The organism is Curtobacterium sp. 1544 (assembly GCF_040544915.1).
Classification (GTDB): Bacteria; Actinomycetota; Actinomycetes; order Actinomycetales; family Microbacteriaceae; genus Curtobacterium; species Curtobacterium pusillum_C.
Genome location: NZ_JBEPKX010000046.1, coordinates 1 through 14885, shown reverse-complemented (window position 1 = coordinate 14885; position 14885 = coordinate 1). Strand labels below are relative to the sequence as shown.

The following is a 14885-nucleotide window of genomic DNA, read 5'->3' as shown; positions in this document are numbered from 1 at the left end:
CGTCACACCCCACCCGCCGGCGCCCCCCCCCGTCGTGGGCCCCCCGGCGCCCCCCCCACTCTCCTTCTTTCCCCCCCCCCCCCCCCCCCCCCCCCCCCGGGGGGGGGCGGGGGCCCCGCGCCCCCCCCGCCTCCCTTCTTCTGTCTGGGCGTGTTCTCGGGCGTCGCCTCAGGCGATCCGCTTGAACGCCTTGTCGACGTAGCGGTCGACGGTGGCGCGCGCTTCGCGCGCGTACCGGTCGATCGTCGCCGTGCGCTCCGGGTCCGGCGCGTACTCGCGGCCGAGCCGCGCGGTCGCGGCGGCGAGGACGCCATCGGTCAGCTGCGGGTTGAGCGGCAGGATCGGGCCCTGCGTGTGCGTTCCGAACGAGTTCCCGACGATCGCGCCCTCGACGGGAGCGCCCGCCTGGTTGCCGCCGCCGGACACGACGTCGGCGAACGGCTGGACACCGGCGCCGAGTTCGATCGTCGTGGCGTGGTCCTCGAAGCCCGCGAGGCGCGTGGACGCACCCGGCAGCAGGGGGTACTTCGTGTCGAGCACGAAGTAGTTCACCCGACGCTCGGCACCACGGACAGCCCGCGCGTCGAACACACCGAAGCCCTGGACGACGGCGCCGTCGGTGGGGACGACCTCGTTCGTGGCGAGGTCGAAGCCACCGCCGACCGCGACGACCGGCACACCGTCGCTCGCGAAGGAACGGAGCGGACCACCGATGCGGGCGACGTCGGCACCGAGCGAGCGCATCGCGCTGAGCGGACCGTTGCCGATGACCACGACGTCGGCCGCGGTGGGCAGGGCGTCGCTGGGGGCGTACTCGAGCACCTCGGTGTCGATGTCCGCCGCAGCGGCACGACGCACCAGGGCCGCGACGTTCCCCCGGTCGCCCGAGACGCCCATCTGCCGGGGGTAGACGTGCAGGATGGTCAGCCGTTCGGCCGTCATGCGGTCTTCTCCATGTCCGGGTGGCCGAGGGCCTTGCGGGCGATCATCATGATCTCGTAGTTGACGATGAAGTTCTTCGTCCCGGTCGAGGTCGCACCGAGCCCCTGCATGAGGGCGATGGCTGCCTCGACGTCGGGCTCGACGCGGCCGATGCGGACACCGGCGTGCTCGAGCGCGATCGCGATCTGCCAGGCCTTGTCACCGGAGACGACGTCCACGTGGTCGAGCTTCGAGAAGTCGATGTCGTAGATCCAGGAGATGTCCGGCGTGCCCTCGTCGATCGCCATGAGCACCTGTTCGGGGTGGTCCGGCAACGCGTCGAGGTTCAGCTGGAGGCTCGCGGCGTTCTTGAACATCGTGAACTCGGCGGACTCCCCCGCGATGGGCAGCCGCTCACCGCGGCCGTACGCAGGCTTCATCGTGCCGAAGGCCTTCGTCACGGCGTCGGCACGGAACTGCGCACAGAGCGCGGCACTCGCGGTCGCGGTGGCCGCCGCCGCGTCGACCGCGTAGTGCAGTCCTCGGGCGGGCAGCCGGACCGGGATGTCGGCGCCGTCGAAGCGGATGGTCGCACCGTCCCCGGTGTTCACCACGACCTCGGCGTCGGCGACGTTCGGCACGGCGTCCTGCCGGTCGAAGTCGTCGGCGTTCTGCAGGCCGTTCGGCGCTGCGGCCACGACGTCGGTGCTCGCGCCGAAGCGGAGCACCCGCTGACCGTCCGTGCCGACGTACGCATCCAGGAACTGGTCGTCACGGTTGGTGATGACGTTCGTCGTCGACAACGCAGCAGTGTCGAGCATCATCGTCGCGACGCGCTCGGTCTCGAAGAACCGGTAGAGCTGGTCGACCTGCACGTTGAGCATCGTCACCGTGGACGGCGACAGGATGCCGGCGAGCTCGACCGCGAAGGCCTCGTCGACCTCGAGGATGCCGATGTCGGCCTTGAGACGACCGGTCAGCGACACCTCGGACAGGAGCGCCGACGCGATGCCCTGCGGCAGGTTCGCGCCGGACGGGTTCGTGAAGACACGGAGCCCGTGCGCCCGGACGATGTCCGAGATCATGTGCGTCGTCGTCGACTTGCCGTTCGAGCCGAGCACGAAGACGACGCCGTTCGGGAACTGTCGCGTCACGTGCTGGAGGAAGTCCGGCACCAGCTTGAGCACGATGTACCCGGGGTAGGCGGACCCCCCGCCCCGCGCTCTGGCGAGGGCACGGAGGATCCGCCCGATGAGGATCGGGATGAAGAACCGCATCGGCCTACTCGAGGTAGTCGCGCAGCGACTGCGACCGCGACGGGTGGCGGAGCTTCGCCATCGTCTTGGACTCGATCTGACGGATGCGCTCACGCGTCACGCCGAACGTGTCACCGATCTGGTCGAGGGTCTTCGGCTGGCCGTCACCGAGGCCGAAGCGCATGCGGATCACGCCCGCCTCGCGCTCGGACAGGGAGTCGAGCAGGCTCTCGAGCTGCTTCTGCAGCATCGTGAACCCGACGGCGTCGGCCGGGACGACCGCTTCGGTGTCCTCGATCAGGTCGCCGAACTCCGAGTCGCCGTCCTCACCCAGCGGGGTGTGGAGCGAGATGGGCTCGCGACCGTACTTCTGGACCTCGACGACCTTCTCCGGGGTCATGTCGAGCTCGCGGGCGAGCTCTTCCGGAGTGGGTTCGCGACCGAGGTCCTGCAGCATCTGGCGCTGGACGCGGGCCAGCTTGTTGATGACCTCGACCATGTGGACCGGGATGCGGATCGTGCGGGCCTGGTCGGCCATGGCACGGGTGATCGCCTGACGGATCCACCAGGTGGCGTACGTCGAGAACTTGAAGCCCTTGGTGTAGTCGAACTTCTCGACCGCACGGATCAGGCCCAGGTTGCCCTCCTGGATGAGGTCCAGGAACTGCATGCCGCGGCCGGTGTAGCGCTTCGCGAGCGACACGACCAGGCGGAGGTTCGCGCCGAGCAGGTGCGACTTGGCACGCTGACCGTCACGGGCGACCCAGCGGAGCTCGCGCTCCTCGGGCTTCGACAGGCCGGTCGAGTGCTGCAGCTTGTCCTCGGCGAACAGGCCGGCCTCGATGCGCATCGCGAGCTCGACCTCCTGCTCGGCGTTGAGCAGCGCGACCTTGCCGATCTGCTTCAGGTAGTCCTTGACGGGGTCGGCCGTGGCACCCGTGATGGTCGTCGAGTAGACCGGGGCCTCGTCGTCGTCGGACTGGGAGATGACCAGCGCGCCGGCGGCGACCGCTGCGGCGGCGTCCGGCTTGGTGTCCTTCTCGTCGGTCTCGGTGTCGTCGGCGGCGTCGACGTCGGCCTCGGCGGCCGGGGTCTCCTCGTCGAGGTCCTCGTCGTCGGCCTTCTTCTTCGCCTTCGGGGCAGCCTTCTTCGGGGCGGCCTTCTTGGCGGTGGTCTTGGTGGCGCGCTTCTTCGGCGCAGCCGTCCCCTCGGCCTCCGCAGCGCTCTCCGCTGCGGTGCCCTCGGGCTCGGTGTCCTTCGTGGGATCGATCGTCGTGCTCCGGGCAGCCATGCGATCACCTCTCTCGTCGTGCCACGTTCGTGGGGTCGTGGCCTCCCTCGCCGCCCAGGGCCTGCGCCGTGGTCTCACACGTCGTCAGGTCCTACCGTTCCGGGCAGCACTAGGACCCATGTCAAGTCCCCCGGTTTCTGCGGCGCACTGGAGTGCTCCGAGACACAGGAGGCCCGAACGGGTCCGCGTTCATTATTGCACGCTCCGCTTCCGCAGGCGCGCAACGAGTGCAACCCAGAGCGGCCCCACCCGTATTCCGTCCTGCGCGTGGAGTTCCCGGCGTGTCCGCCGTCGGGCGTGCAGGAGCATCACGACACCGATCCCGACCACCACGTACTGCACGGTGAGGGCCAGTCGGAAGTTCGTCCAGGCGAACACGGTCTCCCCCGACGCCCGCGAGGCGACGTCCAGGATCGTGCCGATGAGGAACATCATCACGAACGCCGCCAGGAACCCGCCGACGTTCACCACGCCGTTCGCCGACCCGAGCGACCCGACGGGGTTGAACGAGCGGGCGAAGTCGAACCCGATGAGCGAGCCGGGGCCGCCGATGCCCATCACGACGACGAGCACGACGAGCAGCCAGGTCGGTGGGTGGCCGGGCCACAGCAGGATCGCGGTCCACACCACGGCGAGGGCGACGACGATGCCGAGCACCAGGTTCGAGCGGCGCAGCGGGAACCGGGCGCACAGCACGCCCAGGACAGGCCCGACGACGAAGCCGGTGACGACGATCACCGTGAGGAAGCCGGCGGCCTCGGACGGGGTGTACCCCAGCCCGCGCAGCATCGGCACGCCCCACAGCAGCGAGAAGACCGTGCCGGAGGACTGCGTCACGTAGTGCGACCAGAAGCCGAGCTGCGTGCCCGGACGGCGGAGCGCGTGCCCGAACGTGTGGAACGCACCACGCCAGGAGTGCGGGAGCGGCAACGGGATCGTGTCCGTCCGCACGTGCACCGGGCCGTTCTTCACGAAGACGAACGCGAGCACGAGCCCGACGGCGCTGGCCGCCGCGGCGACACCGAACGCCGGCGACCACCCCGCGGTGTGCAGCAGCACGGCGAACGGGAAGGCGGACAGGATCTGCCCGACCTGCCCGAGGTTGCCCGTCCACTGCGAGATCTGCGGCAGGATCGGCCCGCTGAACCACATCGGCACGAGACGGATCACCGAGATGAACGTCATCGCGTCGCCGGCGCCGACGAGGACGCGCCCCGCGATCGCCGGACCGATGGTCGGTGACACTGCGACGACGGCCTGCCCGACCACCAGCAGCGCGGCGCCGAGCAGCACCAACCGCCGCGGCCCGACCCGGTCGAGCGCGATGCCCACCGGGATCTGCAGTCCCGCGTAGACGGCGATCTGCACCACCGCGAGCGTCGAGAGCACGGCAGCGGACACCGCGAAGCGGTCCTGCGCGTCGACCCCGGAGACGCCGAGGGAGGACCGCTGCACGACAGCCAGCACGTACGCGAGCACCGCGACGCCCCAGACGAGGAAGGCGCGGCGGGAGTTCACCCGGCCAGGCTACCGGGGGCGGCCCCGCCGCCAGGACGGGCTGTGGAGCACGTGACGGGCGAGCACGACGTGTGTCGCGCCTCCAGGCTCAGTCGCCTGCCGGGTCGCCGTCCGGGCGGCGACCGGCCAGGAAGCGTTCGAGTTCGGCCGCGATCGCGTCCGCCGTCGGGACCTGACCGTCGACGCCGGTGAGCGGCGAGGCGATCGGGTTGCCCTCCATGTACGTGTCGTGACGTTCCTCGAGCACGCTCACGAGTCGTTGGAGCTCCTCGTTGCCGGAGACCTGCTCGTCGACGCGGGTCCGGAACTCACGGCCTTCCTCGCGCAGTTCGTCGGAGGGGAAGATCAGGCCCGTGGCGGCGGAGATGCCGGACAGGGCGGCGACCGCGGCGTCCGGGAACTCGGTGTCGGAGAGGTAGTGCGGGACGAGGAGCACGAGCCCGGTGACCTGGGCACCGGTCTCGGAGAGGCGGTGCTCGACGAGGTGCAGCACGTTCGCCGGCGCCTGCGTCTCCGGCTTCCACACGCTCATCTGCTCGACGAGGTCCGCCCGGGTCCCCGAGACGGTCAGGCTGATCGGGCGCGTGTGCGGCACGGGCATCGGGATCGCCTGCACCCAGGTGGTGTCGACGACCTGCAGCTCGGCGGCGAGGTCGGTCACGGCCCGGACGAAGCGGTTCCACTGGAAGTCCGGCTCGTACCCGGAGAGGAACAGGAACGGCTGGCCGATCTCGTCGCGCACGAGGTGCAGCCGCAGCCTCGGGGGCTCGACGGCCGCGATGTGGTCGTGTTCGAAGGTGATCACCGGGCGCCGGGCGCGCCAGTCGAGCAGCACGTCCGGGTCGAACTCCGCGACGAGCTCGGTTTCGAGGCCCTCCAGCACGGCGGTCGTCACCTGCGCCACGGCGGAACCGGCATCGGCGAATCCGGTGAGGCCGGCGACCAGGTGCAGCCCCGCGGGCACGGCCGGCGCGTCCTCGGCGAAGGTGTAGAGCTCCTCGGGGTGGTTCACCGTCCCCATGCTAGGCGGGGCTCCGTGCTCCCCCGTGCGCCGCGGGCACGCCGACAGCGAACACCTGCTGGATAGGGTGGTCGCATGGTCCGACCGACGCTCTCCACCACGACTTCCAGCCCCGCCACCGTCACCGCCGACGTCCTCGTCGTCGGTGTCCGACCCGGAACGGACGGCGGCCCCGCGACCCTGGCTCCGAGCGCCGCCGGCCCCGTGGACGCGCTGACGGACCTCGACCTCGCCTCGATCGGTGCGACCGGCGCCAAGGACCAGCTCGTGCGTCTGCCGGGTACCGGTGTGACCGCGACCGGCATCGCCCTCGTCGGGCTCGGCAGTGCCACCGGCCCTGCGGCGATCCGCGCCGCTGCGGGCAGCGCCGTGCGCCAGCTGCCCACCGTCGCGTCGATCACGCTCGCACTGCCGACCGACTCGGCAGAACTCGTCGACGCCGCGCTCGAGGGCGCCGCCCTGGGTGCGTACTCGTTCGCCCGCCACAAGGGAGCCGGCACCACCGGCCCGACGCGCGGTGACCAGGAGATCACGGTCGTCGCCGCCTCGGACGTCGACGACGCCACCGTCCGCCCCGCGATCGTCGCCGACGCTGCGACGCTCGTGCGCGACCTCGTGAACACCGCGGCCGGCGACCTCGGGCCCGCGGACGTGGCCGACGTCGCACTCGCCCAGGCCGAGGGACTCCCGCTCACCGTCGAGGTCCTCGACGAGACCGCGCTCGAGGAGCAGGGCTTCGGCGGCATCCTCGGCGTGGGACGCGGCTCGGAGCGCCCGCCGCGGCTCGTGGTCGTCCGGTACGCGCCGGAGTCCGCCACGAAGCATCTCGCCCTGGTCGGCAAGGGCATCACGTTCGACTCGGGTGGCCTCTCGCTCAAGCCGGCGGGCTCGATGCTCGGCATGAAGACCGACATGACCGGCGCCGCCACCGTGCTCGCCGCGACCGTGGCCGCCGCCCGCCTCGGACTCGACGTCCGCGTGACCGCGTGGCTCTGCCTCGCGGAGAACATGCCCTCCGGTTCGGCGACCCGCCCCGGCGACGTCCTCACCCTGAAGAACGGCAAGACCGTCGAGGTCACGAACACCGACGCCGAGGGCCGCCTGGTGCTCGGCGACGGCATGGCCGCCGCGTCGCTCGAGCAGCCCGACGCCATCGTCGACGTCGCCACGCTGACCGGTGCGCAGGTCGTCGCGCTCGGCGACCGCACGACCGGCCTGATGGGCAGCGACGACCTCGTCGCGCAGGTCCGGGCCGTCGCCGCGTCGGTGGCCGAGCCGATCTGGCCGATGCCGCTGCCCGAGGAGCTCGACGCCCGACTCGCCAGCGAGATCGCCGACATGGTGAACGCGACGGTGGGCAACCCGGCGGGCGGCATGCTGCTCGCGGGCAAGTTCCTGGAGCGCTTCGTGGGCGAGGGGATCCCGTGGGCGCACCTCGACATCGCCGGGCCGTCCGAGAACAAGGGCGGCGGGTACGGCTGGCTCGGCAAGGGAGCCACGGGCGTCATGGTCCGCACGCTCATCTCGCTCGCAGAAGAGCTCCAGGCCAAGTAGTAGGTTTGACTCCGGCGGGGCAGCGCGCTCGACGTGCCCCCGCCGGAACCAACGGGACGGGACCGGAACCATGCGGTCCGACCGTCGGACGCCGCCGCCGCGGTGTCCAGTGGGGTCCGATCGGCCCCGACACGCACGAGGGAGTTGCACCAGGTGACGGAACAGACTTACGACGTCGTGGTCCTCGGTGGCGGCAGTGGTGGCTACGCCGCTGCGCTCCGGGCCGCCGAGCTCGGGATGAGCGTCGCGCTCATCGAGGGAGACAAGCTCGGGGGGACGTGTCTGCACCGCGGCTGCATCCCGACGAAGGCACTGCTGCACGCGGCCGAGGTCGCCGACGCGACCCGTGATGCCGAGAAGTACGGCGTCGTCGCCGAGTTCGCCGGCGTCGAGGTCCCGAAGGTCATCGAGTACCAGCAGGGCGTCATCAACTCGAAGTACAAGGGTCTCAAGGGCCTCATCAAGGCGCGCGGGATCACCGTCGTCGAGGGCTGGGGCAAGCTCACCTCGCAGAACACCGTGCAGGTCGGCGACCAGACCGTGACCGGCAAGAACATCGTCCTCGCGACGGGTTCCTACTCGAAGTCGCTGCCCGGACTCGAGATCGGTGGTCGCGTGATCACCTCCGAGACCGCCCTGCGCATGGACTACGTGCCGAACAAGGTCGTCATCCTCGGTGGCGGCGTCATCGGCGTCGAGTTCGCCAGCGTCTGGAAGTCCTTCGGTGCCGAGGTGACGATCGTCGAGGCCCTCCCCCACCTCGTCCCCGCCGAGGACGAGTCCATGTCGAAGCAGCTCGAGCGCGCGTTCCGCAAGCGCGGCATCGAGTTCTCGCTCGGGATCCGCTTCCAGGGCGTCGAGCAGCACGAGAACGGTGTCGTCGTCACGCTGGAGGACGGCAAGACCTTCGACGGCGACGTCCTGCTCGTCGCGGTCGGCCGTGGCCCCGTCACCCAGAACGTCGGCTACGACGAGGTCGGCGTGACGATGGACCGCGGGTTCGTCACCACGAACGAGCGCCTCGCCACGAACATCCCGAACGTGTACGCCGTCGGCGACATCGTCCCGGGCCTGCAGCTCGCGCACCGCGGCTTCCAGCAGGGCATCTTCGTCGCCGAGGAGATCGCCGGGCTCAGCCCGGTCATCATCGAGGACAAGAACATCCCGAAGATCACGTACTCCGACCCCGAGGTCGCCTCCGTCGGACTCTCGCAGTCCAAGGCCGAGGAGCAGTACGGCGCCGACAAGGTCGACTCGTACGAGTACAACCTCGCCGGCAACGGCAAGAGCCACATCATCGGCACCTCCGGTTCGGTCAAGGTCGTCCGCGTCGTCGACGGCCCCGTCGTCGGCGTCAGCATGATCGGCGCCCGGGTCGGCGAGCTCATCGGCGAAGCCCAGCTCGCCGTGAACTGGGAGGCGTACCCGGAGGACGTCGCTCCGCTCATCCACGCGCACCCGACGCAGAACGAGGCCCTCGGCGAGGCGTTCCTGCACCTCGCGGGCAAGCCGCTGCACGCCCTGTGAACACCATGACCACCACCACGAACCACCCCTGCGAAGAGGAGTCCACCCGATGAGCGAATCCGTCAACCTCCCGGCGCTCGGCGAGAGCGTCACCGAGGGCACGGTGACCCGATGGCTGAAGAACGTCGGTGACCGGGTCGAGGTCGACGAGCCGCTGCTCGAGGTCTCGACCGACAAGGTCGACACCGAGATCCCGTCGCCGATCGCCGGCGTCGTGGAGGAGATCCTCGTGCAGGAGGACGAGACCGTCGAGGTCGGCACCGCCCTCGTCAAGATCGGCGACGGCTCCGGCTCGTCCGACGGCGGGTCCTCGGACTCCGAGTCGAACGAGGCAGCGGCCGAGGCCGAGGAGCCCGAGGCCGCTCCGAGCACCGAGCAGGAGTCCGAGACCCCCGCTCCGCAGCCGACCGAGCCCGAGCCGGCCCCCGCCGGCGAGACCCAGCCCGCTGCGCCGCAGGCCCCGGCAGCCCCGCCGGCCGCCGCCCCGGTCCCCCAGGCCGCTCCGGTCCCGCCGCCCGCCGCCGCTCCGCCGGCAGCCGTCCCGGCCCCGGCTGCTGCTCCCGCGGCCTCCGCCCCGACCACGACCGCCGCCGTGCCGAACCCGACGCAGGACGCCTCGGCCTCCGGCTACGTCACGCCGCTCGTGCGCAAGCTCGCGAACGAGCAGGGCGTCGACCTGTCGACCGTCACCGGTTCCGGTGTCGGCGGACGCATCCGCAAGGAGGACGTCCTCGCGGCCGCCGCGAAGGCACCCGCCGCCGGTGGTTCGGCTCCGGCCGCAGCACCGTCGGGTCCGTTCGTCGCCGAGGTCTCCCCGCTCCGTGGCACCCGCGAGAAGATGACCCGCCTCCGCAAGGTCGTCGCCGAGCGCGCCGTGCAGTCGATGACCTCGACCGCGCAGCTCACCAGCGTCGTCGAGGTGGACGTCACGAAGGTCGCCCAGTTCCGCGACGCGAACAAGGCCGAGTTCCTCGAGAAGACCGGTTCGAAGCTCTCCTTCATGCCGTTCTTCGCCCTGGCGGCGTCCGAGGCGCTCAAGGCCCACCCGAAGATCAACTCGACCGTGGAGGGCGAGGAGATCGTCTACCCGGAGACCGAGAACGTCTCCATCGCGGTGGACACCGAGCGCGGCCTGCTCACCCCGGTGATCAAGGACGCGGCGTCGCTGAACCTGGCGCAGTTCTCGCAGTCGATCGCGGACCTCGCCGAGCGCACCCGCAACAACCAGCTGAAGCCGGACGAGCTCGCGGGCGGCACCTTCACGCTGACCAACACCGGTTCGCGTGGCGCGCTGTTCGACACCCCAGTGGTGTTCCTGCCGCAGTCGGCGATCCTCGGCACGGGCATCGTCACGAAGCGTCCGGCGGTCGTCAAGGTCGACGGACAGGAGGCGATCGCGATCCGTTCGTTCGTCTACCTCGCGCTGTCGTACGACCACCGGATCATCGACGGTGCGGACGCGTCGCGCTACCTCGTCGCGGTGAAGAACCGTCTGGAGGACGGGAACTTCGGCCCGAACCTCGGGTACTGATCCCAGCACCACCGCACGACCAGCACGACGGAACGGCCCCGATCCCCAGCGGATCGGGGCCGTTCCCGTTCACGATCACCATCATCCGAGCGTGAACACCGCCGCGGCGGTGAGGCCTGCTGCCACGACCGCGCCGACCAGCGCGCGTCGGAACGGGAGTCGTCGGCCGCTGCCGAACGGCACACCGTGTTCGACGAACCGGCGCGCCACGGCGACGAAGCCGTCGGCCGGCTCGGTGGCGTCCGGAGGGACGCCCACCAGCAGCTCGTGCGCCGCCGGTTCCCACCGGACCGGACGTGGCGCCGCGGCCGCGCGCACGTGCGACAGCGCCGCCCGGATCGCCTCGGCTCCGCCGTCGAGCGCCTCGGCGATCGCCTCGTCGACGAGTGGGCGGCCCGGATCGCGGGGGTCTGCACGCTCCCACACCACCCTGGCCGCCAGGAGCAGGACACGGGCACCGTCCTCGTCCGCGCCACGGACGCCGTCCGTCCCGGGCGGTCGGTCGCACAACACGACCGCGCCGGCATCGTCCACCAGCACGTCGTCGAGTCCGGCCGTCCCGATGCGCACCGAGCCCGAGCGCTCGGCCGCCGCGAGTTCGAGGAGCGGCACCGTCAACGTCACCGCGACGCCGGTCGTCGGGGCGCCGAGTGTGTCGAGTGCGGTCGCGAGCGGTGTCCCGATCGGACACTGGACGTCCACTGCGAGGCGCCCGCCGGGCAACCTCCCGATCGCGGTGACGGGGGCGAGGTGACGGCCGACCGCCGTCGCGCGGTCCGCCGCCCAGGCGAGCAGCGGCTGGTCGTCGGTGTCGGACGCGACCCAGCGGACGTGATCGGTGACCATCTGCATGCCGGACAGCCTCACGGGCGGGTGGGTCGTGCCTCCAGGCCGGGTCGTGGTCTGTGGAGAACCCTGTTCGCCCACAGCCGGAGCATCGACGGTCCGGAGATGTCGACAGAAGCCGTATCCTGGGTGCATGGCACGCAGCAGTTCTCAAGGTACGACGGCGAAGGAGCCGGGTCGTCTCAAGCAGATGTACCAGGTCTTCACCATGACCCGTCGGGCGGACCCGAGCTCCGTCTGGTGGTTCGCCCTGGCCTTCGTGGTCCCGGTGGTGTTGGGCGTGCTGCTCGCGCTGCTGCTCCCCGGCCAGAACTGGCTCGCGGTCATCCTCTGGATCGTCGCCGGTGTGCTGCTCGGCGTCCTGCTCTTCCTGATCGTCCTCGGGCGACTGGCCGAGCGAGCCGCGTACTCCCAGATCGAGGGCCAGCCCGGTGCCGTCGGTGCCGTGCTGTCGAATTCGCTCCGCCGGCAGTGGCGTTCGAGCGAGATGCCCGTGGCGGTGCACGGACGCTCGCAGGCCGCGGTCTACCGGGCCGTCGGCCGGCCGGGTGTCGTGCTCATCACCGAGGGCCAGCGGGGCAACCTCAACCGTCAGGTCGACGAAGAGCGCCGCAAGGTCCAGCGCATCGTGCCGAACGTCTCCGTGCACGTGGTCCACGTCGCCTCGGGCAAGGACGGCGACGGTGACGACGCGGTCACGCTGCACAAGCTCCCCCGCGCCATGAACAAGTTCAAGAAGTCGCTCAACCGCAACGAGGTTCTGGCGGTCGCGAACCGCCTCGACTCGCTGACGCAGAGCCCCGCAGCCGCGATCCCGAAGGGCATGGACCCGATGCGTGCCCGCGCCGGCCGTCCGCGCTGACGCACTCCCGCCGCGACGACGAACGCCCCCGACCGTGCCAGGTCGGGGGCGTTCTCGCGTGCGTGGGGGGTGGCGTGGGGCAGTGTGCGAGGTTCCGACGAGTGTGGGAGCCGCGTGGGCTCGCACCATGCCGGGAACCTCGCACACTGCGCCTCGCGTGGCGCAGCGTGGCAGCCCGCGGCGCCCAGCGCCAGCGCGCCCCAGCGCCAGCGCGCCGCAGCGCGAGCGCGCCCGGCGCCGCGCGCTCAGCGGCGGACGAGCACCGTCCCGGCGATCCGGTCGTGCGCCCCGCGGCTGTCGCGGTCGATGATCAGCGCCGGCACGATCAGGCACAGCAGGACCGTCCGGACCACCGGGCGCCAGACGCCGACGTAGCCGCCGCGCATCGGCACGACCCGGAGTCCGACGCAGATGTGGCCGAACGACCCGGACAGCAGGCAGATGAACAGGACCTGGAGCGCCGCGAAGATCGCGATCTGGATCCACGAGTGCGCGATGTCACCGGAGCCGTTCACCGGCGACCACACCCCCGTGACGTAGGCGACCAGGTCGGCCAGGGCCCCGTCGATGAGCAGCGCGACGATCCGCCGGCCGATGCGACCGACGCTGCGCGGGCCCTCCTCGGGGAGTCCGAGGTCCTTGCCCGGCCAGCCGTCCGGGTGTGCAGAGGACGCGGGGGGCGGAGTGGTGCTGCGGGCCATGCCCCAAGCGTAGGCGACCGCGCCGGGGCCGACACCGACCGCAGCCCCGACGGCACCGACCCCAGCCCCGCCGGCGCCACCAGCAGATACCGACTCGCCCACCACCCCCGACGTAACACGGACGAAACAATCCAGTCATGTCCGGGAAACTCGGTGTCAATAGCCTCTTCGGAGGGTGCACCCGCGGCACCTCCACATCACCCAAACCCCCAGGAGATCGACACACATGTTCAGCGATTCCTCCGAGGTCCTGGCCTTCATCAAGGACACGGACGTCAAGTTCCTCGACATCCGCTTCACCGACCTGCCCGGCGTGCAGCAGCACTTCAACATCCCGGCATCCACGGTCGACGAGGACTTCTTCTCGGTCGGTCAGCTCTTCGACGGCTCCTCGATCCGCGGTTTCGCGTCGATCCACGAGTCCGACATGCAGCTCATCCCTGACGTGACCACGGCGTACATCGACCAGTTCCGCGCCGAGCGCACGCTGATCATGATCTTCGACATCTACAACCCGCGGAACGGCGAGATCTACGGCCGTGACCCGCGCCAGGTCGCCAAGAAGGCGGAGAAGTACCTCGCGTCGACGGGCATCGCGGACACCGCATTCTTCGCCCCCGAGGCCGAGTTCTACATCTTCGACGACGTCCGCTACTCGGTCACCCAGAACCAGTCGTTCTACTCGGTCGACTCCGAAGAGGGCGCCTGGAACACCGGCCGTGAGGAAGAGGGCGGCAACCTCGCCAACAAGACCCCGTACAAGGGCGGCTACTTCCCCGTGTCGCCGGTCGACAAGACGGCCGACCTCCGCGACGACATCACCCTCAAGCTGATCGAGGCGGGCTTCGAGCTCGAGCGTTCGCACCACGAGGTGGGCACCGGCGGCCAGCAGGAGATCAACTACAAGTTCGACACGATGGTCCACGCCGCGGACGACATCCTGAAGTTCAAGTACATCGTCAAGAACACGGCGGACCAGTGGGGAAAGGTCGCCACGTTCATGCCGAAGCCGCTCTTCGGCGACAACGGCTCGGGCATGCACACCCACCAGTCGCTCTGGTCGGACGGCAAGCCGCTGTTCTACGACGAGAACGGCTACGGCGGCCTCTCGGACCTCGCGCGCTGGTACATCGGCGGCATCCTGAAGCACGCCTCGGCGCTGCTCGCCTTCACGAACCCGTCGATCAACTCGTACCACCGCCTGGTGAAGGGCTTCGAGGCGCCGGTCAACCTGGTCTACTCGGCCGGTAACCGCTCCGCCGCGATCCGCATCCCGATCACCGGCACGAACCCGAAGGCCAAGCGCATCGAGTTCCGCGCGCCGGACGCCTCGGGCAACCCGTACCTCGCCTTCGCGGCGCAGCTCATGGCGGGCCTCGACGGCATCCAGAACCGCATCGAGCCGCACGAGCCGGTCGACAAGGACCTCTACGAGCTCCCCCCGGAGGAGGCCAAGGGCATCCCCCAGGTCCCCGGCTCGCTCGACGAGGCCCTCGACGCGCTCGAGGCGGACCACGAGTTCCTCACGAAGGGCAACGTCTTCACCGAGGACCTCATCCAGACCTGGATCGACTACAAGCGCGAGAACGAGATCCTCCCGCTGGCCCAGCGCCCGCACCCGTTCGAGTACGAGCTCTACTTCGGCGTCTGATCCTCGCTGAACGCACGAAGGCCCCGCACCGGTTCCCGGTGCGGGGCCTTCCGCGTTCCGTGCGTGTCGGCCGGCGGTCGTGCAGTGAAGGTGACCGCCTGGAGGCGGGGGGGGGGGGGGGGGCGGGGGGGCCCCCCCCCCCCCCCCCCCCCCACCCCGGCCCCCCCCCCGGGCCCGGCCGGGCGGGGGGGGGGGCGGGCGCCGCG

12 protein-coding genes are annotated in these 14885 nt (G+C 70.7%); 5 read left to right on the top strand and 7 right to left on the bottom strand.

Features of this window, described 5'->3' with window-relative positions:
- Positions 1 to 168 precede the first annotated feature (168 nt).
- The 5 genes from ABIC61_RS18245 to ABIC61_RS18225 form a co-directional block, all read right to left on the bottom strand.
- On the bottom strand, positions 169 to 942 hold the full coding sequence (locus tag ABIC61_RS18245; RefSeq protein ID WP_354031047.1) for a type 1 glutamine amidotransferase: 774 nt from the start codon (positions 940 to 942) through the stop codon (positions 169 to 171).
- Complete coding sequence (locus ABIC61_RS18240) at positions 939 to 2198, bottom strand: MurT ligase domain-containing protein (RefSeq protein ID WP_354031046.1); 1260 nt, start codon at positions 2196 to 2198, stop codon at positions 939 to 941. The genes ABIC61_RS18245 and ABIC61_RS18240 overlap by 4 nt, the downstream gene beginning before the upstream one ends.
- A 4-nt stretch (positions 2199 to 2202) precedes the next feature.
- A complete protein-coding gene (locus tag ABIC61_RS18235; RefSeq protein WP_354031045.1) occupies positions 2203 to 3468 on the bottom strand; it encodes an RNA polymerase sigma factor in 1266 nt (421 codons plus the stop codon).
- Positions 3469 to 3660: 192 nt separating this feature from the next.
- Positions 3661 to 4986, bottom strand: coding sequence for an MFS transporter (locus ABIC61_RS18230; protein ID WP_354031044.1), 1326 nt, complete (start codon positions 4984 to 4986; stop codon positions 3661 to 3663).
- A gap of 88 nt (positions 4987 to 5074) precedes the next feature.
- Positions 5075 to 6007, bottom strand: coding sequence for a proteasome assembly chaperone family protein (locus tag ABIC61_RS18225; RefSeq protein ID WP_354031043.1), 933 nt, complete (start codon positions 6005 to 6007; stop codon positions 5075 to 5077).
- A 75-nt stretch (positions 6008 to 6082) separates the two neighbouring features.
- Here ABIC61_RS18225 and ABIC61_RS18220 point away from each other — a divergent pair, with 75 nt between their 5' ends.
- The 3 genes from ABIC61_RS18220 to sucB all read left to right on the top strand — a co-directional run bounded on the left by ABIC61_RS18220 (position 6083) and on the right by sucB (position 10619).
- Positions 6083 to 7561: a leucyl aminopeptidase gene (locus ABIC61_RS18220; protein WP_354031042.1), complete on the top strand. Its 1479-nt coding sequence runs from the start codon at positions 6083 to 6085 to the stop codon at positions 7559 to 7561.
- 153 nt (positions 7562 to 7714) lie between these two features.
- Positions 7715 to 9088, top strand: a complete 1374-nt coding sequence (gene lpdA, locus ABIC61_RS18215; RefSeq protein WP_354031041.1) for a dihydrolipoyl dehydrogenase — start codon at positions 7715 to 7717, stop codon at positions 9086 to 9088.
- A 49-nt stretch (positions 9089 to 9137) separates the two neighbouring features.
- Entirely contained in the window at positions 9138 to 10619 is a 1482-nt protein-coding gene (gene sucB / locus ABIC61_RS18210; RefSeq protein WP_354031040.1) for a 2-oxoglutarate dehydrogenase, E2 component, dihydrolipoamide succinyltransferase, read from the top strand.
- Positions 10620 to 10700: 81 nt separating this feature from the next.
- On the opposite strand, the gene ABIC61_RS18205 is transcribed toward sucB, so the two are convergent.
- Positions 10701 to 11471 carry a hypothetical protein gene (locus ABIC61_RS18205; protein ID WP_354031039.1) on the bottom strand — a complete coding sequence of 257 codons (771 nt, stop codon included), beginning with the start codon at positions 11469 to 11471 and terminating at the stop codon, positions 10701 to 10703.
- Positions 11472 to 11598: 127 nt separating this feature from the next.
- Between ABIC61_RS18205 and ABIC61_RS18200 the strand changes: the two genes are divergently transcribed.
- Positions 11599 to 12327 (top strand): DUF4191 family protein, encoded by a 729-nt coding sequence (locus ABIC61_RS18200; protein ID WP_144750137.1) that lies wholly within the window; start codon positions 11599 to 11601, stop codon positions 12325 to 12327.
- Between the two features lie 245 nt (positions 12328 to 12572).
- Here ABIC61_RS18200 and ABIC61_RS18195 read toward each other — a convergent pair whose 3' ends face one another.
- Entirely contained in the window at positions 12573 to 13028 is a 456-nt protein-coding gene (locus tag ABIC61_RS18195; RefSeq protein WP_144750139.1) for an RDD family protein, read from the bottom strand.
- 226 nt (positions 13029 to 13254) lie between these two features.
- On the opposite strand from ABIC61_RS18195, the gene glnA reads away from it, so the two are divergent.
- Positions 13255 to 14679 carry a type I glutamate--ammonia ligase gene (gene glnA / locus ABIC61_RS18190; protein WP_071291904.1) on the top strand — a complete coding sequence of 475 codons (1425 nt, stop codon included), beginning with the start codon at positions 13255 to 13257 and terminating at the stop codon, positions 14677 to 14679.
- Positions 14680 to 14885 lie beyond the last annotated feature (206 nt).

Bases quoted from the DNA above. Each gene is read 5' to 3' on its own strand.
- ABIC61_RS18245 (WP_354031047.1), bottom strand. From the start codon at position 942: ATGACGGCCGAACGGCTGACCATCCTGCACGTCTACCCCCGGCAGATG.
- ABIC61_RS18240 (WP_354031046.1), bottom strand. From the start codon at position 2,198: ATGCGGTTCTTCATCCCGATCCTCATCGGGCGGATCCTCCGTGCCCTC.
- ABIC61_RS18235 (WP_354031045.1), bottom strand. From the start codon at position 3,468: ATGGCTGCCCGGAGCACGACGATCGATCCCACGAAGGACACCGAGCCC.
- ABIC61_RS18225 (WP_354031043.1), bottom strand. From the start codon at position 6,007: ATGGGGACGGTGAACCACCCCGAGGAGCTCTACACCTTCGCCGAGGAC.
- ABIC61_RS18220 (WP_354031042.1), top strand. From the start codon at position 6,083: ATGGTCCGACCGACGCTCTCCACCACGACTTCCAGCCCCGCCACCGTC.
- sucB (WP_354031040.1), top strand. From the start codon at position 9,138: ATGAGCGAATCCGTCAACCTCCCGGCGCTCGGCGAGAGCGTCACCGAG.
- ABIC61_RS18205 (WP_354031039.1), bottom strand. From the start codon at position 11,471: ATGCAGATGGTCACCGATCACGTCCGCTGGGTCGCGTCCGACACCGAC.
- ABIC61_RS18200 (WP_144750137.1), top strand. From the start codon at position 11,599: ATGGCACGCAGCAGTTCTCAAGGTACGACGGCGAAGGAGCCGGGTCGT.
- ABIC61_RS18195 (WP_144750139.1), bottom strand. From the start codon at position 13,028: ATGGCCCGCAGCACCACTCCGCCCCCCGCGTCCTCTGCACACCCGGAC.
- glnA (WP_071291904.1), top strand. From the start codon at position 13,255: ATGTTCAGCGATTCCTCCGAGGTCCTGGCCTTCATCAAGGACACGGAC.